The sequence below is a fragment of the Actinomycetospora callitridis genome (assembly GCF_028737265.1).
Lineage (GTDB): Bacteria > Actinomycetota > Actinomycetes > Mycobacteriales > Pseudonocardiaceae > Actinomycetospora > Actinomycetospora callitridis.
Map to the genome: position 1 here is coordinate 118036 of NZ_JAQZAK010000011.1, position 18752 is coordinate 136787.

At 74.1% G+C, this 18752-nt stretch carries 20 protein-coding genes; 5 read left to right on the plus strand and 15 right to left on the minus strand.

Annotated elements, in window-relative coordinates; genetic code table 11:
- Nucleotides 1-2 precede the first annotated feature (2 nt).
- From PH191_RS25865 to PH191_RS25875, 3 genes are read left to right on the plus strand one after another with little or no spacing between them, the layout of a single operon-like run.
- Nucleotides 3-1286, plus strand: a complete 1284-nt coding sequence (locus PH191_RS25865) for an aminotransferase family protein (protein ID WP_274197506.1) — start codon at nt 3-5, stop codon at nt 1284-1286.
- Nucleotides 1287-1304: 18 nt separating this feature from the next.
- Nucleotides 1305-2117 (plus strand): NAD(P)H-binding protein, encoded by an 813-nt coding sequence (locus PH191_RS25870; RefSeq protein WP_274197507.1) that lies wholly within the window; start codon nt 1305-1307, stop codon nt 2115-2117.
- Between the two features lie 15 nt (nt 2118-2132).
- Nucleotides 2133-2897: a LamB/YcsF family protein gene (locus PH191_RS25875; RefSeq protein WP_274197508.1), complete on the plus strand. Its 765-nt coding sequence runs from the start codon at nt 2133-2135 to the stop codon at nt 2895-2897.
- On the opposite strand, the gene PH191_RS25880 is transcribed toward PH191_RS25875, so the two are convergent.
- The 6 genes from PH191_RS25880 to PH191_RS25905 all read right to left on the minus strand — a co-directional run bounded on the left by PH191_RS25880 (nt 2879) and on the right by PH191_RS25905 (nt 9625).
- The gene (locus PH191_RS25880) at nt 2879-3679 is read right to left on the minus strand and encodes an alpha/beta fold hydrolase (protein WP_274197509.1); all 801 of its coding nucleotides are present in this window, start codon (nt 3677-3679) and stop codon (nt 2879-2881) included. The two genes, PH191_RS25875 and PH191_RS25880, sit on opposite strands and share 19 nt — an antisense overlap.
- Before the next feature lie 82 nt (nt 3680-3761).
- Nucleotides 3762-5108 (minus strand): acetyl-CoA carboxylase biotin carboxylase subunit, encoded by a 1347-nt coding sequence (locus PH191_RS25885; RefSeq protein ID WP_274197510.1) that lies wholly within the window; start codon nt 5106-5108, stop codon nt 3762-3764.
- On the minus strand, nt 5105-5347 hold the full coding sequence (locus tag PH191_RS25890) for an acetyl-CoA carboxylase (protein ID WP_274197511.1): 243 nt from the start codon (nt 5345-5347) through the stop codon (nt 5105-5107). Before PH191_RS25890 ends, PH191_RS25885 begins: the two co-directional genes overlap by 4 nt.
- A gap of 23 nt (nt 5348-5370) precedes the next feature.
- Nucleotides 5371-6342: a 5-oxoprolinase subunit C family protein gene (locus tag PH191_RS25895; protein ID WP_274197512.1), complete on the minus strand. Its 972-nt coding sequence runs from the start codon at nt 6340-6342 to the stop codon at nt 5371-5373.
- Nucleotides 6339-7244, minus strand: coding sequence for a 5-oxoprolinase subunit B family protein (locus PH191_RS25900; RefSeq protein WP_274197513.1), 906 nt, complete (start codon nt 7242-7244; stop codon nt 6339-6341). The genes PH191_RS25895 and PH191_RS25900 overlap by 4 nt, the downstream gene beginning before the upstream one ends.
- Nucleotides 7241-9625 carry a xanthine dehydrogenase family protein molybdopterin-binding subunit gene (locus PH191_RS25905; RefSeq protein WP_274197514.1) on the minus strand — a complete coding sequence of 795 codons (2385 nt, stop codon included), beginning with the start codon at nt 9623-9625 and terminating at the stop codon, nt 7241-7243. Before PH191_RS25905 ends, PH191_RS25900 begins: the two co-directional genes overlap by 4 nt.
- 299 nt (nt 9626-9924) lie before the next feature.
- Here PH191_RS25905 and PH191_RS25910 point away from each other — a divergent pair, with 299 nt between their 5' ends.
- On the plus strand, nt 9925-10215 hold the full coding sequence (locus PH191_RS25910; RefSeq protein ID WP_274197515.1) for a DUF1540 domain-containing protein: 291 nt from the start codon (nt 9925-9927) through the stop codon (nt 10213-10215).
- On the opposite strand, the gene PH191_RS25915 is transcribed toward PH191_RS25910, so the two are convergent.
- From PH191_RS25915 to PH191_RS25945, 7 genes are all read right to left on the minus strand, one after another.
- Nucleotides 10200-10646 (minus strand): P-loop NTPase family protein, encoded by a 447-nt coding sequence (locus tag PH191_RS25915; RefSeq protein WP_274197516.1) that lies wholly within the window; start codon nt 10644-10646, stop codon nt 10200-10202. The genes PH191_RS25910 and PH191_RS25915 overlap by 16 nt on opposite strands.
- 68 nt (nt 10647-10714) lie before the next feature.
- A complete protein-coding gene (locus PH191_RS25920) occupies nt 10715-11455 on the minus strand; it encodes a class I SAM-dependent methyltransferase (RefSeq protein ID WP_274197517.1) in 741 nt (246 codons plus the stop codon).
- Complete coding sequence (locus tag PH191_RS25925) at nt 11452-12486, minus strand: magnesium and cobalt transport protein CorA (protein ID WP_274197518.1); 1035 nt, start codon at nt 12484-12486, stop codon at nt 11452-11454. Before PH191_RS25925 ends, PH191_RS25920 begins: the two co-directional genes overlap by 4 nt.
- A gap of 26 nt (nt 12487-12512) precedes the next feature.
- Nucleotides 12513-13268 (minus strand): CPBP family intramembrane glutamic endopeptidase, encoded by a 756-nt coding sequence (locus tag PH191_RS25930; protein WP_274197519.1) that lies wholly within the window; start codon nt 13266-13268, stop codon nt 12513-12515.
- Nucleotides 13265-15133, minus strand: coding sequence for an alpha/beta hydrolase (locus PH191_RS25935; RefSeq protein WP_274197520.1), 1869 nt, complete (start codon nt 15131-15133; stop codon nt 13265-13267). The genes PH191_RS25930 and PH191_RS25935 overlap by 4 nt, the downstream gene beginning before the upstream one ends.
- Nucleotides 15134-15224: 91 nt before the next feature.
- The gene (locus PH191_RS25940; protein WP_274197521.1) at nt 15225-16421 is read right to left on the minus strand and encodes an amidase; all 1197 of its coding nucleotides are present in this window, start codon (nt 16419-16421) and stop codon (nt 15225-15227) included.
- A 35-nt stretch (nt 16422-16456) separates the two neighbouring features.
- Complete coding sequence (locus PH191_RS25945) at nt 16457-17017, minus strand: hypothetical protein (RefSeq protein WP_274197522.1); 561 nt, start codon at nt 17015-17017, stop codon at nt 16457-16459.
- Between the two features lie 185 nt (nt 17018-17202).
- Between PH191_RS25945 and PH191_RS25950 the strand changes: the two genes are divergently transcribed.
- Complete coding sequence (locus PH191_RS25950) at nt 17203-17835, plus strand: L-threonylcarbamoyladenylate synthase (RefSeq protein WP_274197523.1); 633 nt, start codon at nt 17203-17205, stop codon at nt 17833-17835.
- Between the two features lie 14 nt (nt 17836-17849).
- Here the strand turns inward: PH191_RS25950 and PH191_RS25955 are convergent, their stop codons facing one another.
- Entirely contained in the window at nt 17850-18215 is a 366-nt protein-coding gene (locus PH191_RS25955; RefSeq protein WP_274197524.1) for a hypothetical protein, read from the minus strand.
- Complete coding sequence (locus PH191_RS25960) at nt 18212-18724, minus strand: STAS domain-containing protein (protein WP_337994100.1); 513 nt, start codon at nt 18722-18724, stop codon at nt 18212-18214. The genes PH191_RS25955 and PH191_RS25960 overlap by 4 nt, the downstream gene beginning before the upstream one ends.
- Nucleotides 18725-18752: the final 28 nt, after the last annotated feature.

The following is an 18752-nucleotide window of genomic DNA, read 5'->3' on the forward strand; positions in this document are numbered from 1 at the left end:
CCATGAGCACCCGGTTGTGGCATCCGTTCTCCGACATGGCCGCCGTCGACGGGAACGAGTTCGTCGTCGACCGCGCCGAGGGCGCGTACGTCTACGACGAGGCGGGACGCGCCTATCTCGACGGCTGCGCGAGCCTCTGGTACTGCAACGTCGGCCACGGACGGCAGGAGATCGTCGACGCGGCCATGAGGCAGATGTCCAAGCTCGAGGCGTACTCGTGCTTCGCCGACATCGCCAACCGCCCCGCGCTCGAGCTCGCCGACCGGCTGGCCGACCTGGCCCCCGTCGACGACGCCAAGGTGTTCTTCGGCTCGGGCGGCGCGGACGCCATCGACACCGCGGTGAAGCTCGCCCGCGCCTACTGGCAGGCGCGCGGCGAGCACCAGCGCGTCCACGTCGTCTCCCGTGAGACCGGTTACCACGGCACGCACGGCTTCGGAACGTCGATCACGGGCATCCCGCCGAACCGCGACGGCTGGGGCGTGCTCCCCGGCGAGAACACCGTCGCGCCCCTGCACGACCTCGACGGCGTCGAGAAGGTGTTCGCCGACGTCGGCCCCGAGCGGATCGCGGCGTTCGTGATCGAGCCCGTCACCGGCGCCGGCGGCGTGCACCTGCCCACCGACGGCTACGTCGAGGGCGTCGCTGAGCTGTGCCGCCGCCACGGTGTCCTGCTGGTGATCGACGCGGTGATCTGCGGCTTCGGCCGGCTGGGCACCTGGTTCGGCATCGAACGCTTCGGCGTCCGGCCCGACATGATCACCTTCGCGAAGGGCGTCACCAGCGGCTACCTGCCGCTCGGTGGCGTCATCGTCTCCGGCGAGGTCGCCGCCCCGTGGTGGACGACCCCCGGCGAGCGCACCCTGCGCCACGGCCCGACCTACTCGGGTCACCCGACCTGCTGCGCCGCCGGCCTCGCGACCCTCGACGTCTACGAGCGCGAGAACCTCATCACGCGCGGCAGCGAGCTGGAGACGCCGCTGTTCGAGGCGCTCGCGCCGCTCACGTCGCACCCGTACGTCCACGAGGTGCGCGCCGGCTTCGGTTTCCTGGCCGCGGTCGAGCTGGAGCAGGACGTGCTCGACGGCGTCCGCGACGCCCCGAACGTGCTGCTGCGCGCCGCGCGGAAGAACGGCGTGCTCGTGCGCGGGCTGGGCAAGGGCATCGCGGTGTCGCCGCCGCTGATCGCGAACGACGAGGACATCGCCCTGCTCGCCGAGGCGATCCGCGGGGGGCTCGACTCCCTGCCGCTCGAGGCCCCGGTGCCCGCGGCGCCGGGCGCGTGACCGCACCGAGGAGGGCCGATGACGACCGTCCTGGTGGCCGGCGCGACCGGGAACGTGGGCGGCGAGGTGGTGCGGGCGATCGCCGGCGCGGGCGAGGTCCGGGCGCTCTCGCGCCGGGGCACGCCCGTCGAAGGGGCCGTCCCGGTGGCCGGCGACCTGGGTGACCGCACCTCGGTGGCGGACGTCTGGCGCGGCGTCGACGCCGTGTTCCTGCCCGCAGGCCACCCCGACGTCCCGGGCCTGCTCGCCGACATGCGGGCGGCCGGGGTGCGTCGGGTCGTGCTGCTCTCGACCGGCGCGGTGGTCGGCGGCGACGTCGACAACGCGGTGACCCGGTTCAACCTCGTCTCCGAGGCCGCCGTGCGCGACTCGGGCCTCGGGTGCACGGTGCTGCGCCCGAGCGGGTTCATGTCGAACGCGCTGCAGTGGGCGCCGCTCGCCGACGTCGTCCGCGAGCCCTTCGCCGACGTCCCGGTCGCCGTCATCGACCCGGCCGACATCGGTGCCGTCGCCGCCCGTGCGCTCATCGACCCGGGGCTCGAGGGACGGAGCCTGCGGCTCACCGGGCCCGAGGCGACGCTCCCGGCCGACCGGCTGGCGGTGCTCGGGGATGTCCTCGGGCGCGACCTGCGTCTGGAGCCCGAGCCGGACGACGAGGCGCGGGCGCGTCTCGGGTCGGTGATGCCGGCCGCGTACGTCGACGCCTTCTTCCGCTTCTTCCGCGGCGGCGAGTACGACGACAGCCGGGTGACGACCACCGTCCCCGATCTCCTCGGGCGCCCGGCGCGGACGTTCCGTCAGTGGGCGGAGGTTCACGCCGGCGCGTTCTGAGCGGACACTGTGCCCATGCAGACACGCGTCGACCTCAACGCCGACGCCGGGGAGAGCCTCGGGCGCTGGAAGCTCGGTCACGACACCGAGCTCATGGGCCACGTGACCTCGGTGAACGTCGCCTGCGGGTACCACGCCAGCGATCCGGTGACCATGCGCGACTCGGTGCGCACGGCCGTCGCCACCGACACCGCGATCGGCGCCCACCCCGGGCTGCCCGACCTCGTCGGCTTCGGGCGCCGGCGCATGGCGCTGCGCCCGGACGAGGCCGCCCAGCTCGTGCTCTACCAGACCGGTGCACTGCAGGCGACGGCTCGCGCGGAGGGCGCCGAGGTCGTGCACGTCAAGCCCCACGGCGCGCTGTACGGCATGGCGCTGACCGACCCCGAGATCACCACCGCGATCACGGAGGCGGTGCTGCGCCTCGACCCGAACCTCATGATCTTCTGGCTGGCCGGGCCGACGGCCGACCTCGCCCGCTCGCTCGGCGCGACCGTGGCCCGCGAGGGCTTCGCCGACCTCGAGTACAACGACGAGGGCCACATCATCGTCGAGCCCGAGCCCAAGGCGAAGGATCCCGACGCCGTCGCCCAGCAGGCCGTCGACCTCCTCGAGGGGCACGTGACCTCGACGACGGGCAAGCACCTCGACGTCGAGGTGGACACGATCTGCCTGCACGGCGACCGCCCCAACGCCGTCGAGATCGTCGAGGCCCTCCGTCGGCGCTTCGACTCCCTGGGCGTCGAGCGCGTGCCGGCGACTCAGCTGCTGCGGGGCTGACCGAGGAAGTCCGCGATCACCGGGTTCACCAGGTCCGGGCGCACCAGCGGTGCCATGTGGCCGCCCTCGGGGAGGGCGTGGAAGCGCCAGTCCGGGCGTTCGTGCCGGAGCACCTCGACGACCTCGCGGAGGGGACGACGCGTCGCGGGGTCGTGGACGAGGAGCGTCGGCACACCGGTCGGCGCGACCTCGTCGAGCGTCAGGTCCGGGTCCGTCACCGCGTCCCACTCGTGGCGGTTGGGCGGCAGGGCGGCGACGAACGCGGCGCGTCGGTGGTCGGCCATCGCGTCCCAGGAGCCGTCGCCGAGCCAGTAGTCGGCGAAGCGCGGGGCGACCTCGTCCCACGCGCCGGCGTCGCCGCGGCCCTGGACGTGGTCGCGCAGCTCGCAGGCCTCGGCGAAGGCGTCGGCGCGCCCGGCGCGGGCGAGCAGCGCGACGGGGTTGGGCTCGAGCAGGACGAGCGTGCCGACGCGGTCGCCGAGCTCGACGGCCGCGCGCATCGCCACCGCCCCGCCGAAGGAGTGGCCGACGAGCGCGACCGGGCCGTCGACGTCGTCGAGCACCGCGTGGACGAGCGCGGCCTGGTCGGTGAGCCGTTGAGGCCGGTCGCCGGGCCACGGCGGCGTGGCGCCGTAGCCGAGGAGGTTGATCGCCAGCACGCGGTGGCGGTCCCGGAGCTCGGCGGTCAGCGCATTCCACTGCCGGTTCCCGCTCACCGAGCTGTGCAGGAGCACCACCGGCGGCCCCGACCCGGAGTCGAGCACGTCGACCGGCGGGCTCATGCCCGGGTCGCCCGCGGCGCCGAGGCAGTCCGCGAACGGGGAGTTCGTGCGCGTAGAAGCAGCGAACAGCGCGTTCGCTGCATCAGGACGGGCCCGCCAACCACGTCTCCAGCGTCGTGATGTCGTAGGTGCCGTCGACGACGGCGGGCTCGTCGAGCAGGCGCCGGTGCAGGCCGATGGTGGTCGGCAGGCCCTCGACGCGGTACTCGGCGAGGGCGCGGCGGCCGCGGGCCAGGGCCTGCTCGCGCGTCGGCGCCCAGACCGCGAGCTTCGCCACCAGCGAGTCGTAGAACGGCGGGACGACGTCGCCGGCCATGAGGGCGGTGTCGACGCGGACGCCGGGCCCACCCGGCAGCTCGAGGCCGGTCACCTCGCCGGGCGAGGGCAGGAAGTCCTGGTCGGGGTCCTCGGCGTTGACCCGGAACTCGATCGACGCGCCCCGGCGGACGATGTCGTCCTGGGCCACCGACAGCGGCTCCCCGCCCGCGATGCGCAGCTGCTCCGCGACGAGGTCGAGCCCGGTGATCCACTCGGTGACCGGGTGCTCGACCTGGATGCGCGTGTTCATCTCGATGAAGAAGAACTCCTCGCCCTCGACGAGGAACTCCACCGTGCCCGCGCCGACGTAGCCGACCTGCGACGACAGCCGCACGGCCGCGTCGCACAACGCCGACCGCAGCTCCGAGGAGAGCCCGGGCGCCGGCGCCTCCTCCAGGATCTTCTGCCGGCGCCGCTGCAGCGAGCACTCCCGCTCGAAGCAGTGCACGACGGAGCCGTGGGTGTCGGCGAGCACCTGCACCTCGACGTGGCGCGGCCCCTGCAGCGCCCGCTCGAGGTACACCTTGTCCGACCCGAACGCCGACGACGCCTCGCGCTGGGCCTCGACCACCACGGTGCGCAGCTCGCCGGCCGACGCGGCCGGCCGGATGCCCCGTCCCCCGCCGCCGGCCGAGGCCTTGACGAGCACCGGGTAGCCGACCTCCTCGGCCGCGGCGACGGCGTAGTCGGCCGAGGAGACCTCGTCGCTGCCCGGCACCACCGGCACGTCCGCCGAGCGCGCCACCGCCCGCGCCGCCGCCTTGTCCCCCATCGTCGCGATCACCGACGACGGCGGGCCGACGAACGTCAGCCCCGCCTCCTCGACGGCCGCGGCGAACGACGGCCGCTCGGAGAGGAAGCCGTAGCCGGGGTGCACCGCGTCGACCCCGGCCGAGCGCGCCGCCTCGAGCACCGCGTCGGCGTTGAGGTAGCTCTTCGACGCCGACGACTTGCCGATGTGCACCGCGTCGTCGGCGTGCCGGACGTGCGCGGCGGACGCGTCGGCGTCGGAGTACACGGCGACCGACCGGATGCCCAGCTCCCGGCAGGCCCGCACGACCCGCAGCGCGATCTCTCCGCGGTTGGCGACCAGGACGCTTCGCAGGCTCACGTCTCCAGCTCGACCAGGTCCTGGCCGATGGTCACCTCGTCCTCGTTCTCGACGAGGAACTTCGACACGGTGCCCGCGGCGTCGGCCTTCACCTCGTGGAAGGTCTTCATGACCTCGACGAGACCCACCGTGTCGCCCTCGCTGACGGACGCCCCCTCCGTGACGTAGGGGTCCGCGTCGGGTGAGGGCCGGTGGTAGAAGACGCCGGGCGTGCGGGACGTGATGGTGTGGCTGCCCACGGACGTGCCTCCTCGAGGATCGGTCAGGCGAGCGCGGAACGGATGCGGTCGAGCGCGCCGAGGCGGTCCTTGCGGACCTCCAGCGCGCCGTCGAGGTCGACGGGCACGAAGCGCGTCCTGTCGCCGGTCTTGGTCTGGGCCAGCCGGTCGCGGTCGACGGACACGACGGTGCCGAGCGTCGCGTAGCCGCCCCCGGTGACCGCGTCCTGCAGCAGCACGATCGGCTCGACGCCGCCGGGCACCTGCACCGACCCGACCGGGTAGCCGCAGTCGGTGACGTTGGCGGGGTCGCTCCCGGCGCCGAACGGCTGCTCGCGGGGCACGAACTCCAGCTCGGCACCCCGGAAGCGGTAGCCGACCCGGTTGGCGTCCGGGGTCACCTTCCACTCGGTGTCGGTGAACCGCGCGAGGCTGTCCTCGGTGAGCCGGTAGCTGTGCAGGCCGACGAGCAGGTGCACCTCGGCGGTCGACGGGTGCACCGGCACGTCGGAGGCGTCCACCCGCCGTCCCGCCCGGGGGTCCCGCGCGTCGGAGCCGATCGCCAGCTCGTCGCCGGCCCTCAGCGCGCGTCCCTCGAAGCCGCCGATCCCCACGAGCGTGTAGGTCGAGCGGCTGCCGTAGTACAGCGGCACGTCGACCCCGCCGGCGACGGCGATGTAGGGCCGCGCCCCGCCGCGGAGCTGACCGAACGACAGCACCGAGCCCGCCGACACCGCCACCGACTCCCAGAGGGGGATCTCCTGGCCGTCCACGAACGCCGGGATGTCCGCGCCGGTCACCGCGATGACGGTGTCGACGGTGAACTCCAGCGTCGGGCCGAGGTAGACCGCCTCCAGCCCCGCGGCGCCCGGCTCGTTGCCGACCAGGGCGTTGCCGACGTGGTAGGCGAACGAGTCGAGTGCGCCCGAGGGCGGGAAGCCGATGCTGTAGTAGCCGAGCCGCCCGGTGTCCTGGACCGTCGTCTCCAGACCCGGGTCCTGCACGCGGATACTCACCCGTACAGCACCTCCTTCATCGCCGCGTTGGTGCCGTCGGGGTCGGCGAGGAACCGGCTCGGCGAGAACTCGAGCTCCTTGTACGAGTACCGCCAGGTGCCCGCGTCGACCTGCGCGCGGACGTCGTCGTACTCCTCGCGGTCGACGCGCCGGTAGTTGATCACGTCTCCGTGCTTGAAGAACACCACCGAGTCGTTCTCGGCGAAGTCCGGCAGGCGCTGCTCGCCGTCGAAGATCGGCGCGGGCGCCGAGCCGAAGAGCTGGTAGCCGCCCGCACCCTTCACCGGGTAGATCACCGCGAACGCGCCGCCGAACCCGAACGCCCGCTCCGGGGTCTCGGTGCGCGGGCGGACGTACTTGGGCACCTCGACCTGCCGCTCGCGGGGCACCAGCTGGAAGCACCACGGCAGCCCGGGGACGAACCCCATCATCGTCACCAGGTACGGCGACGCGGCGAGCGCGTCGATGAAGTCCTCGGTCGAGCTGTAGCCGTTGATCCGGGCCCCGTAGTCGAGGTCGGTGCCGTTCGGGTCCTGGTGGCGGTCGCGGAACTTCATGAGGACCTCGTGGGTCCACGGGTCGTTCAGCATGATCGGGACGTCGATGATCCGCGACGCCACGGTGAGGTCGTCGGAGAGCTCGCCGACCTCACCCTCGATGCGTTTCAGCTCGCGGACGAGGTCGCGCGGGTGCAGCCGGTCCGGGTCGACGCGCACCATGTACGACGCGTTCGACGGCGCGATCTCCTCGACGCCCGGGATCGCCTCCTCGGCCAGCCGCCGGGTGATCGCCAGCGACCGGAAGTGCACCGGCAGGCTCATCGCCGCGGACAGCTCGACGTAGACGAACTCGTCGCCGCCGTGGTCGTAGCGGGTCTCCGTCTCGGCCTCCGTGGCGGTCATGTGGTCACCTTGGCGGCCCCGTCGAGGGCGCGCCAGACCCGCTGCGGGGTCAGCGGCATGTCGAGGTGCGTGACGCCTCGGGCGGCGAGCGCGTCGATCGCCGCGTTCACCACGGCGGGCGACGAGCCGATCGCCCCGGACTCCCCGATCCCCTTGGCGCCCAGCGGGTTGGTGGGCGACAGGGTGACGGTCTGGTCCAGGTCGAACGACGGCAGGTCGCTCGCGGCGGGCACGGCGTAGTCGGCGAGCGTCGCGGCCGTCGGCTGGCCGTCCTCGTCGAACGTGGCGTGCTCGTAGAGCGCCTGCGCGATGCCCTGGGCGATCCCGCCGTGCAGCTGCCCGTCGACGATCTGGGGGTTGACGATCCGCCCGCAGTCGTCGACCGCGACGAAGCGCCGCACGGTGGTCATCCCGGTCTCGGTGTCGACCTCGACGACGCAGATGTGCGTGCCGAACGGCCACGTGAAGTTCGGCGGGTCGAAGTGGTAGTCGGCGGTGAGGTTGGGCTCCATGCCCTCGGGCAGGTCGGCGGCCAGCGACGCCGCGCCGGCGATCTCCTGGATCGTGATCGACGGCCCGGAGGTGCCGGCCACGGAGAACGTGCCGTCGACGAACTGGAGGTCCGTCTCGCTGGCCTCGAGCAGGTGCGCGGCGATCAGCCTGGCCTTGGCCACCACCTTCTCGGCCGCCCCGAACACCGCGGTGCCCCCGACGGCGAGGCTGCGCGAGCCGTAGGTGTCGCGCCCGAACGGCGCGACCATCGTGTCGCCGTGGAACACCTCGACGTCGGCGGGATCGATGCCGAGGCTGTCGGCGGTGATCTGGGCCCACGCCGTCTCGTGGCCCTGTCCGTGCGGGCTCGTGCCCGTGACGACCTCGGCACGCCCGGCGGTGGTCATCCGCACCGTCGCCGCCTCCCAGCCGCCGCTCTGCAGCCGCACGCCTGCGGCGACCTTCGAGGGCGAGAGGCCGCCGGACTCGGTGAAGTTCCCGATCCCGATGCCGAGCTCGACGGTGTCGCCTGCGGCCCGGCGCCGCGCCTGCTCGGCGCGCAGACCCTCGTAGTCCACCAGCTCGAGGGCGCGACGCATGCAGGGCTCGTAGTCCCCGGAGTCGTACTGGACACCCGAGGGCACCGTGCGCGGCTCGGCGAACGCCGGGTGGAGGTTGCGCAGCCGCAGCTCCGCCGGGTCCATCTCCAGGGCGCGGGCGAGGTCGTCGAGGATCCGCTCGTGGGCGTACGCCGCCTCGGAGCGCCCGGCGCCCCGGTAGGCGTCGGTGGGCGTGAGGTTGGTGAAGACGCCCTGGCACGAGAAGTCGTAGGCCCCGAAGTCGTAGAGCCCGCAGTAGGTGAACGCCCCGAAGACGGCGATGCCCGGGGTCAGCAGCTGCAGGTAGGCGCCCATGTCCGCGACGAGGCGGATCCGCATACCGAGGATCTTCCCCTCGCGCGTGGCGCCGATCGTCATGTACTGGACCTGCCCACGCCCGTGGGTGGTCGCGACGTGGTGCTCCGAGCGGGTCTCGGTCCACTTCACCGGCCGCTTGAGCCGCCGCGCCAGGACCAGCGCCAGGGCCTCCTCGGCGTACACGTTGAGCTTCGCGCCGAAGCCGCCGCCGACGTCCGGGGCGACGACGCGCAGCTTGGTGTCGGAGATGCCGCAGATCGCGGCGAGGATGTCGCGCACGAAGTGCGGCACCTGCGTCGAGGTGTGGAGGGTGAAGCCGCCGCCGACGGCATCGGGCGTGACGACGACCGCGCGGGTCTCCATCGGCGAGGGGATCACGCGCTGCTGCACGTAGCGGCCCTCGACGACCACGTCGGCCTCGGCGAACGCCGCGTCGACGTCGCCGACGGCGAGCGGCCAGGTGTAGCAGTGGTTCGTGCCGAAGTCCTCGTGCACGAGCGGGGCACCGGGCGCGAGCGCGGCCTCCAGGTCGACCGCGGCGGGCAGCTCGTCGTAGTCCACGACCACCAGCTCGGCGGCGTCCCGCGCCGTCGCGGCGTCGCCCGCGACGACGACCGCGACGGCGTCCCCGACGTGCTTGACCTCGGAGTGGGCCAGCGGCCGGTGGTCGGGCACGAGGATGTCCTCGGTGACCGGCCACCCGGTGGGGATGCCGGCCACGAAGTCGTCGGCGAGATCCTCGCCGGTGAGGACGGCGACGACGCCCGGGTGCTCCCGCGCGCCGGTCGTGTCGACGGCGGTGATCCGGGCGTGCGCGACGGGGCTGCGCACCAGGGCGAGGTGCACCGCGCCGAGCGGGGCGATGTCGTCGGTCCAGGTGCCGCGGCCGGTGAGCAGCGCCGCGTCCTCGCGACGCGGGAGGCTCTGGCCGACGTGCGTGGTGCGCTGGGCGGGCGGGGCGGTGTCGGTCACGGGCGGTGCTCCCGTCGACGGGCGGTGGTGGAGTGATCCACCGTGGCCCGCCCGATGCGTCCTGGGAAGTCCCCAGCGTCCGATCACCGATCAAGGGAGCAACTGAGGACAGCGCACCCTCACCGCGCGACGCCCGTACGGGTACCGCGCAACGTGATGTGCCTCACAGGAATGCCCGCCTGTCGCGGGTGTCGTCTCCGTCGCCCCAGGTCGGCGTGTGCCGGACGGGGCATTCGCCCTGATCAGGGCAGCCTTCGCTGCGTGGCGACGGCTCCTGCGGGGACGCCACCATCATGGTCATGACTTCGACCCAGGACATGCCCACGGTCCAGGCCTGTTCGGTGACCGCCTGCTCCTACAACGACAGCAAGACCTGCCACGCCGGTGCGATCACCATCGCCGGCGACACCGCCAAGTGCGGCACCTTCGTCGAGATCTCCTTCCGCGGCGGCCTCGACCGCAACGGTGTCGTGGGCGCCTGCCACCGCTCGGAGTGCAAGTTCAACGACAAGCTCGAGTGCACCGCGCCGTCGGTCGAGATCGGCCAGGGCTCGGACGTCGCCGACTGCCTGACCTACGAGGCCCGGTAGAGCTCCTCCAGCGGCGCGGCCGACCCGCTGGCGGGCTCGAGGACGAGCCCCCGCACGGGGTCGGCGCGCAGCGTGCCGTCCGCCATCGCCAGGGCGGCCACGCAGTCACCGTCGTCCACCAGCACCGCAGCACCCCGCGCGGCCACCGTCGCGAGCGCGCCGAGCACGGCGCGCCTCCCCGCGGCGTCGAGGCCGTCGGTGATGTGGTCGACGAGCACGATCGCGGCCCCGTCGACGCCGCCGGCGTCCTCGAGACGCCGGCGGCGCGTCGCGACACCCTCCGACGCGCCCGCACCGACCCGGTGCACCGTCGCCGGCCGCCCCGTGTCCTCGCGCGCGGACGAGTCGTCGAGCATGTCCATGAGCCGGCGGCGCACGATCTGCTCGCCGAGCAGCACGGTCACCTCACCCGTGGGCAAACGCAACGTCACGGCAGCCTCCTCGCTTCTGTGAGGGCAGGCTAACCTCGCTCCGGGCCCCGAGTCGAGAGGCGATCACCTCATGAGCGCAACGTCCGGAACGCCCCGGTCACGAAGGGCACGCGCACCGGGTCGTTGCCCACCCGCTCGGTGAGGAGGGCCCGGGCCCGTCGCTGCACGTCACGGCGCTCGGCCGCGGGCAGCGTGAGCACGCTCGAGTACGTCCCGAGCATCGCGGCCACGTCCTGCGCCGCCATCCACGCCGAGCGCCGGAAGACCCGCGATTCGCCGGTGCCGAACGGCGCCCCGGCCGGCATCTCCAGCGAGAGCCCCGACCGCACCAGCGACGCCGACCCCTGCGCCTCGGCCCGCCCGATCCGGCGCAGGTCCGCGACCCAGTCGGTGTCGGGGTCGGAGTAGCTCCACATCAGGCCGAGCACACCCCCCGGCCGCAGCACCCGCGCGATCTCGGTCGCGGCCCGCTCGGCGTCGAACCAGTGCCACGCCGACGCCGCCAGCACGACGTCCACCGACCCGTCCGGCAGCGGGATGTCCTCGGCCGTGCCGGCCAGGGCCCGCACCCCGGGGCTGCGCGCGGTGAGCACGGCCCGCATGGCGTCGTCGGGCTCGACCGCGACGACGCCGTGCACGCCCTCGGCGGCGAGCGCGCGGGTCACCAGCCCCGTGCCCGCGGCGAGGTCGAGCACGCGGCTCTGCGGGGACGGCACCAGCCACCGCAGGGCCTCGGCGGCCGGCGCGGGCCGCAGCCGGTCGTAGTCGTCCGCGGCGGCGCCGAACGAGCGGGCCCGCTCGGTCGTCACAGCCAGCCGCGCTTGCGGAAGACGAGGAACAGCGTCAGCGAGCCGATCACCATCAGCCCGAGCGCGAAGGGGTAGCCGAGGGTCCAGGCGAGCTCGGGCATGTGCTCGAAGTTCATGCCGTAGATCGCCCCGATGAGCGACGGGGTGAACAGGATGGCCGCCCAGGAGGAGATCTTCTTGACCTCCTCCCCCTGGGCCAGGCTGGTCTCGGAGAGCTTGCGCATCTCCTCGTTCTGGCGCTGCCCGACGAGTGCGGCGTTGACCTGCAGGATGTTGCCGAGCAGCTGGCGGAAGTTGTCGGCGGACTCCGAGGTCTGCGCGATGTGGTCGGCGACGTCGCGCAGCCCGCGGTGCAGATCGACGCGCGCGTGGTCGTCGGCGGTCTCGGACAGGAGCCCGTCGAGCACCTCGCGCAGCGGGTCCACCGAGCGCTGCAGCTCGATGACCTCGCGCGAGAGCTGGTAGATGCGCCGCGAGACGCTCGGGTCACCGCCGAAGACCTGGGTCTCGATCTGGTCGATGTCGTTGCGCAGCCCGCGGATGACCGGCTGGTAGTCGTCGACGATGCGGTCGAGCACCGCGTAGAGCACCGCCCGCGGGCCGAGTGCCAGCAGCCCCGGATCACCCTCGAGGCGGGCGCGCACCGAGGACAGGTCGGGGGTCTCGGCGTGGCGCACGGTGACGACGAAGTCCTGCCCGAGGAACACGTGGATCTCGCCGACCTGGACGTCCTCGTCCTCGTCGACGTACCAGGCGGGCCGCAGGACGACGAACTCCGTGTCGTCGTAGCGCTCGAGCTTGGGCCGCTGGTGGGCGTGCACCGCGTCCTCGACGGCCAGCTCCGGCAGCTCGAGCTCGAGCGCCAGCTTGTCGAGCTCGGCCTTGTCGGGGCGCAGCAGGCCGATCCAGGCGAAGCCGTCGTCGTCGGGCGTGCCGTCGCGCTCGCGGAGCGCGGCGAGGGTGCCGTCGAGCGAGTCGGGTTCCCTGTCGCGGGTACCGCTCACGTACACCGCGTTGTCGACCACCGTCATCGCGACAGTCTCGCCTGCGGCGTCCGTCAGTGCGCGAGCGCGACACCCGCGGCGACGAGACCGACCGCGTTCGTGCCCAGGTGCAGCCCGATGGGGGCGAGCACCGAGCCCGTCCGGTGGCGCAGCCAGCCGAGCGCGAGCCCGCCGACGACGGTCACGGCGAGCACGGCGAGCACCGAGGTCCACTGCAGCGTCGGCGGCAGCGGGACGGCGGAGGGGCCCATCGCGACGGTGAGGTGCCAGAGGCCGAACGCGACGGCGGTGACGCTGAGGGCCACCCGGGCCGACAGCGAGCGCACCGAGTGCCCCTGCAGCACGCCGCGGAACGCGAGCTCCTCGGCCAGCACGGTGCCGAGCGGGATGAGGACGAGCCCGCGCAGGAGCAGGGCGCCCGGGGAGGCGCCGGCCAGCTGGGGGTTCTCCAGGAGCCCGGGGGCGGCGACGAGGACGGCGCCGTAGCCGAGCACCGCGACGGCGATCGCGGCGCCGCCCCAGCGCAGACCGGCGCCCCAGGTGCCGCGTCCGATCCCGAGGTCGGCCCAGGACAGGCCGAGCAGCCGGGCCACGGTGACCATGGCCGCGACGCCGCCGACGTTGAACAGCGCCTTGAGCACCGCGTCGGCGGGTAGCGCGGGGAGCACGAGGTTGCTCCAGGCCAGCAGCAGGACCGCGACGACGGCCGGCGGGGCGAGCCGCCGCCAGTGGGAGGGGGTGTCCTCCTCGTCGCTCGTGTCGCCCCGGTCGGGGCACGCCTCGGCGGCCGTGTGCTGGGGAGCGGTCACAGCCCCAGCATGCCTGCCACCCGCTCCGTGTCCGCAAGGGTCCACCCCGTGGGGCTACCCAGGGCGAGCCATCCGTCGACCATCACGCCGCGGTACTGGTGACCATGGCCGTCGGGCACCCCGAGCGAGTTGGTCAGATCGATGGTGACCTGCCAGAACGTCACCACGGGGTACCAGTCCATCGCGGGCGAGACGTCGCGGCCCCTGGGCTCGGCCAGCCACGCGGGGCGGGCCCAGAGCAGTGACGGAGACCACCACACCACCGGGTCCGAGGCGTGCTGCAGGTAGACGATCCGTGGCGCATCCCACGGGCCGGGCGGGCGCGCGAGGTCCTCGGGCGTCGCCCCGAACCGCACCTCGCGGCCCCCGTCGACGACCGGGAGGACCTCCGGCGTGCCCGGATCCCGGCGCGCGGTCAGGGCGGAGTGCAGCCGGTTGGAGTTCGGCGGGCCCACCCAGAGCACCCCGTCGGCCTGGGCGCGGGCGTCGTCGACACCCGAGAAGGCGGCCTCGGAGCCCTGGGAGCCGAGGCTCTCGCCGAACGCGAACAGCCGCGGCCGCCGGTCGGGGGGCATCTGCTCGACGCGGGCGTGCACGGCGTCGAACAGGGCCCGGCCCTCGGCCTCGGCGCGCGTGCGGTCGACGACGAACGACAGCCAGCTCGGCAGGTACGAGTACTGGGTGGCGACGATCGCGGTGTCCCCGCCCCAGATCATCTCCAGGGAGTCGGCGGTCGGGGTGTCGATCCACCCGGTGCCCGTGGTGGTGACGACGGCGAGCACCGACCGGTCGAACGCCCCGGTGCGCTCGAGCTCGGCGACGGCCAGGGCGGCGCGCTCCGAGGACCCCGGCGCGGCGAGCAGGCCGACGTAGGCGCGGATCGGCTCCACCGGGGCGCGCCCGGAGGCGGCGGCGAGCTCGGAGGGCGGGCGCCCGCCCGCGACGAAGGCCTGGCCCTCGCGGCCGATCGTGTCCCAGCGCACGAGCGAGGCGGGCGAGCCGGAGCGCAGCGGCGAGGTCGGGGCGGCGAGCCCGGGGTAGGGCGTGTCGTTGGTGGCGCTGAAGACGGAGTCGGCCACGCGCAGCCCGCCGCGCAGGACCACCGAGTCGAGCACCGTGACGACGAGCAGCAGCACGAGCACCGTGGCGGCGACGGTCGCGACCCGGCGCGGCATGTGGACGCGCCGGCGCAGCAGCTCCGCGACCCGTCCCGCGAGCCAGCGCACCCCGCGTCCGAAACCGACGAGGACCCCCGCCACGACCACCGCGATCGGCCCGGCGCGCAGCCAGCCGTCGGTCGTCGGCTGCTCGAGGCCCATGAGCCCGGCGATCTGCCGCTGCCAGCCCGCGCCCGCGAGGAGCAGGCCGAACAGGGCGAACGTCGCGGTCACCACGAGCACCAGCCAGGCCCCGGGCGTGAACCACACGGGGGTCGCGCGGTCCAGGCGGTCGGTGAGGTGCGTCCAGCGCGCCATGCGACGCAGGAGCCAGGCGAGGGCCACCCCGATCGCGTAGCCCAGGGCGGCGGAGATGCCGGTGGCGAGGCCCTGGAAGAGGTAGTCGCGGGGGATCAGCGACGGCGTCAGCGAGATGAGCCCGAAGGCGGTGCCCAGCACGAAGCCCGCGGGGTGCGCGCGCGGGACGTAGCGGACCCAGGCGGCGACGCGCGGGGAGAGCAGCGGCGAATCGGTGCCGAACTGGTGGCGCTCGCCGTCGCGGTGCCACAGGTGGTGGTGGTCGAGCTCGTCGGCGAACTCCTCGAGGAACTCGACGTCGAGCTCGTCGTCGGAGTTCTTCTCGGAGGGCGGGGCAGGGGATGGCCCGGTGGGCGTCGCCCCCGCCGTCCGCGTCTCCCGGTCCGCCACGGCCCCCACTCTTCCCCCGCGCGCAAGGCGGTACACGGCGGGTGCCCCACCCCATGTGAGCGATGTTCACGGCTATAGCCGTGAACATCGCTCACGGCAGCAGGGACTCCAGGCGGCGGCCGGCGCCGAGCAGGGCGTCCTCGCGGTCGGGGTGGCCGATGAGCTGCAGGCCCAGGGGCAGGCCGTCGGCGTCGCGCAGCCCGGGCACGGCGAGGGCGGGCAGGCCCATCACGTGCCACGGCCTGCTGAGCACCGGGTCACCGGTGGCGTCCAGGCCGGGCGGGGCGACGCCGAGGGCACCGGGAGCCAGGACCGCATCGGCGTCGGCGAGACGCGCGAGCACCGTCTCGCGGGTGGCCGCGGAGCGCTCGCGGGCCGCGGTCAGCTCGCCGTCCGGGACCGCGTGGCCCTCGGCCACCAGGGCGGTGAGGTTCTCGCCGAGCCCGGGGAGCTCGGGCACGGTGGTCGCGGCCTCGGCGGCCATGACGGTGCGGTGGTCGGTGGTGGCCGCGCGGAGGTCGACGTCGAGGTCGGCGACGGTGGCCCCGTCCGCGCGCAGCCGGTCGATCGCGGCCGCGAGGGCGTCGCGCATCGCCGGGGAGACGTCGGCGACCGCGGTGCCGTCCCAGACCAGCAGGCGCAGCGGGTCCGCCGTCTCCGGCGCCGCGTCCCGTCCGTCGATCGCGGCCCGTGCGACAGCGAGGTCGGCGACGGTCGCGGCGAACAGCCCGAGCGTGTCGAGGCCGGGCGCCAGCGGCGCGACCCCGTCGTGCGGCAGGACCCCACGCGCGACCGCGAGCCCCGCGACGCCGCAGTACGACGCCGGCCGCACCACCGATCCCGCGGTCTGGGTGCCGACGGCCAGCGGCACCATACCCGCGGCCACTGCGGCCGCGGACCCGCTCGAGGACCCGCCGGGCGTGCGCGACGGGTCGTGCGGGTTGCGCGTGGGACCCGGGTCGAAGTAGGCGAACTCCGTGGTCACGGTCTTGCCGACGACCACGGCCCCGGCGGCGCGCAGCAGACGCACGATCCCGGCATCCGCCTCGGCCGGCGGCGCGTCGACCAGCGCGCGCGAGCCGCACCGGGTCGGCACGCCGGCGACGTCGACGATGTCCTTGATGCCCACCGGGACGCCGGCGAGCGGACCCTCACGTGCGGGTTCCGACGGCACCGGGGTGACCCACGCACGGACGTGGTCGTCGACCTCGGCGATGCGTTCGCGGGCCGCGACCGCGGCGTCGGGGTGTCGGGCGTCGTCGATCCGCCACGGAGCCACGAGATCCATGACGTCAGTCTGCCCACCCCGGTTCGGCCGCCGCGCTACGACGCGGAGCGGTCCGGGATGTCGATGATCTTCGTCTCGCCCGGGGGCGGCGGGATGTCGGCCGGGTTGGTCGGCGTGTACTGCCGCTGCGCCGTGGCCTGCTGCGTCGCGCTGCCGTCGCTCGCCGACGCGGTGTCCTGGCTGCCCGAGGCCTCGGAGCCCTCGGACGACCCGGTGTCGCACGAGGCGTCCTGCGAGCTGTCCTGCCCGCTCGATCCCCCGAGGCCCAGGTCCCCGAGCAGGCCGCCGACGAGGTCGTCACCGGAGGCGCCGCAGTCGGCCGGGTCCTGGGCGGAGTAGCCCGACGAGTCGTCGTCCTCGTGCCCGTTGCCGTGCCCGTTGCCGTGCCCGTTGCCGTGCCCGTTGCCGTGCCCGTTGCCGTGCCCGTTGCCGTGCCCGTTGCCGTGCCCGTTGCCGTGCCCGTTGCCGGGTGTCGCCAGCGCCAGCCCCGCCCCCGCACCGGTGAGGGTCAGGGCGGCCGCGGTGGCCACCACCCCCCGCCCGACGAGGCGGACCACGTCAGCGGGGCGTTCGTCCTGGATGCGGTGAGCGCTCATCCGAGTTCCTCCTCCAGCGTGACCACGATGCGCCGGACGGCGTATCGACGTCTCGGTCACGCTCCGCGTAGGTCTCGATCCGGTCACAAGCCTCGATGGAGTGCCCCTCCGATACGGGGCCCAATCATCCCGCTCACCGCCCTCGGGTGTCGCGGAACGGGCTGCAGCGCACCTACCCTGCGGCGATGGCCGCTCCCACGCGCGCGAGGTACGTCGAGGTCCATCCCCGCAACCCGCAGCGACGGGCGGTCACCGCCACCGTCGACCTCCTCCGGGAGGGCGGGCTGATCGCCTATCCCACCGACTCGTGCTTCGCGCTCGGCTGCGCGCTGGGCAACCGCGAGGGGCTCGAGCGCATCCGCGCGATCCGCCACCTCGACGAGCGCCACCACTTCACGCTCGTGTGCCGCGACTTCGCCCAGCTCGGCCAGTTCGTCCGCGTCTCCACCCCGGTGTTCCGGTCGGTGAAGGCCGCCACGCCCGGCTGCTACACGTTCATCCTGCCGGCGACCAAGGAGGTGCCGAAGCGGCTGCTGCACCCCCGCAAGCGCACCGTCGGGGTCCGCATCCCCGAGCACCCGGTGGCGGAGGCGCTGCTGGCCGAGCTCGGCGAGCCGTTGCTCTCCTCGACGCTGCTCCTGCCCGACACCGAGGAGCCGCTGACCTCCGGGGCCGACATCCACGAGCGGCTCGGCAACCAGCTCGACGCCGTCATCGACTCCGGCGAGTGCGGCACCGAGCCGACCACGGTCATCGACCTCTCCGGCGACGAGCCCGAGCTGGTGCGGCAGGGCGCGGGGCACGGCTTCCAGTGGTGAGGTGACGCGGCCGCTCAGCCCTGTCCGTCACCCGTGGCGGCGCCGTCGACCCCGGGATCCCACCGCCGCGGCAACCGGTCGAGCGCGGCGCGCAGGGCGAGGTACGCGTCCTCGAACTCGGTCACGGCCAGGTGCGCGCAGGCGGTCCGCACCGCGGCGGCGACCTCGTCGAGCCCGGCCCGGTGCCCGTCGCCGTTGTAGGCGGACTCGTGAGCCATCAGCGCTGCCCGCAACATGCGGTCGACCCGGCCGTCGCGCAGCGCGGCCGAGGGGACCGCGAGGTCGGCGAGCGCACCCAGGGCCGCCCGTACCGCCTCACCCAGCTCCGGGGGGCGGGCGTTGCCGCCGCCGCCGGCCCGTGGGGACGTCACCGCGCTCAACGCGCCGATCCCGCCGTCACGCGCCGTCCGATCGCCGGATGGGTCGCGGTGAGGAGGACCCGGCGGTCGAGGGCGACGAGGCGGAAGGGGCGTCGCACCGTGCGGTGGTCGGCGACGACGACCAACCGGACCTCGTGCTCCTCGGCGGTCTGTTGCGCGGAGGCGATGACGTCGAGCCCGGAGGCGCCGAAGAACGTGACCCCGGAGAGATCGCACACGACCTGCGGGGACGGTTCGTCGAGGGCGGGGTCGCCCCCGCGATCCCGCTCCGTGGCGACCGCGACGAGGGCGTTCTGCACGACGTCGCCGAAGCGAGGGGCGGTGAGCATGTCGATCTCACCGATGACGCGCACGAGAACGAGCCCACGCCGTGGCTGCGTCGGGGCGATCGTGAGGCCCCCGAGCGGCTCGTCGGGACAACGAGGTTCCGGCGCGGTCGAGCCGTCGTACTGATGGTCGCGAGGCGCGCGCATGAGCGCCACCCCTTCCACGAGGAACGAGTACCGCATGGCCTCGTGGGGGTGAAGCTGCGGGTAG

Coding starts and splice junctions, on each gene's coding strand:
- PH191_RS25960 (WP_337994100.1), bottom strand. CDS start 18,724: ATGCGGTACTCGTTCCTCGTGGAAGGGGTGGCGCTCATGCGCGCGCCT.
- PH191_RS25940 (WP_274197521.1), bottom strand. CDS start 16,421: ATGGATCTCGTGGCTCCGTGGCGGATCGACGACGCCCGACACCCCGAC.
- PH191_RS25875 (WP_274197508.1), top strand. CDS start 2,133: ATGCAGACACGCGTCGACCTCAACGCCGACGCCGGGGAGAGCCTCGGG.
- PH191_RS25950 (WP_274197523.1), top strand. CDS start 17,203: ATGGCCGCTCCCACGCGCGCGAGGTACGTCGAGGTCCATCCCCGCAAC.
- PH191_RS25910 (WP_274197515.1), top strand. CDS start 9,925: ATGACTTCGACCCAGGACATGCCCACGGTCCAGGCCTGTTCGGTGACC.
- PH191_RS25900 (WP_274197513.1), bottom strand. CDS start 7,244: ATGACCGCCACGGAGGCCGAGACGGAGACCCGCTACGACCACGGCGGC.
- PH191_RS25945 (WP_274197522.1), bottom strand. CDS start 17,017: ATGAGCGCTCACCGCATCCAGGACGAACGCCCCGCTGACGTGGTCCGC.
- PH191_RS25865 (WP_274197506.1), top strand. CDS start 3: ATGAGCACCCGGTTGTGGCATCCGTTCTCCGACATGGCCGCCGTCGAC.
- PH191_RS25870 (WP_274197507.1), top strand. CDS start 1,305: ATGACGACCGTCCTGGTGGCCGGCGCGACCGGGAACGTGGGCGGCGAG.
- PH191_RS25880 (WP_274197509.1), bottom strand. CDS start 3,679: ATGAGCCCGCCGGTCGACGTGCTCGACTCCGGGTCGGGGCCGCCGGTG.
- PH191_RS25925 (WP_274197518.1), bottom strand. CDS start 12,486: ATGACGGTGGTCGACAACGCGGTGTACGTGAGCGGTACCCGCGACAGG.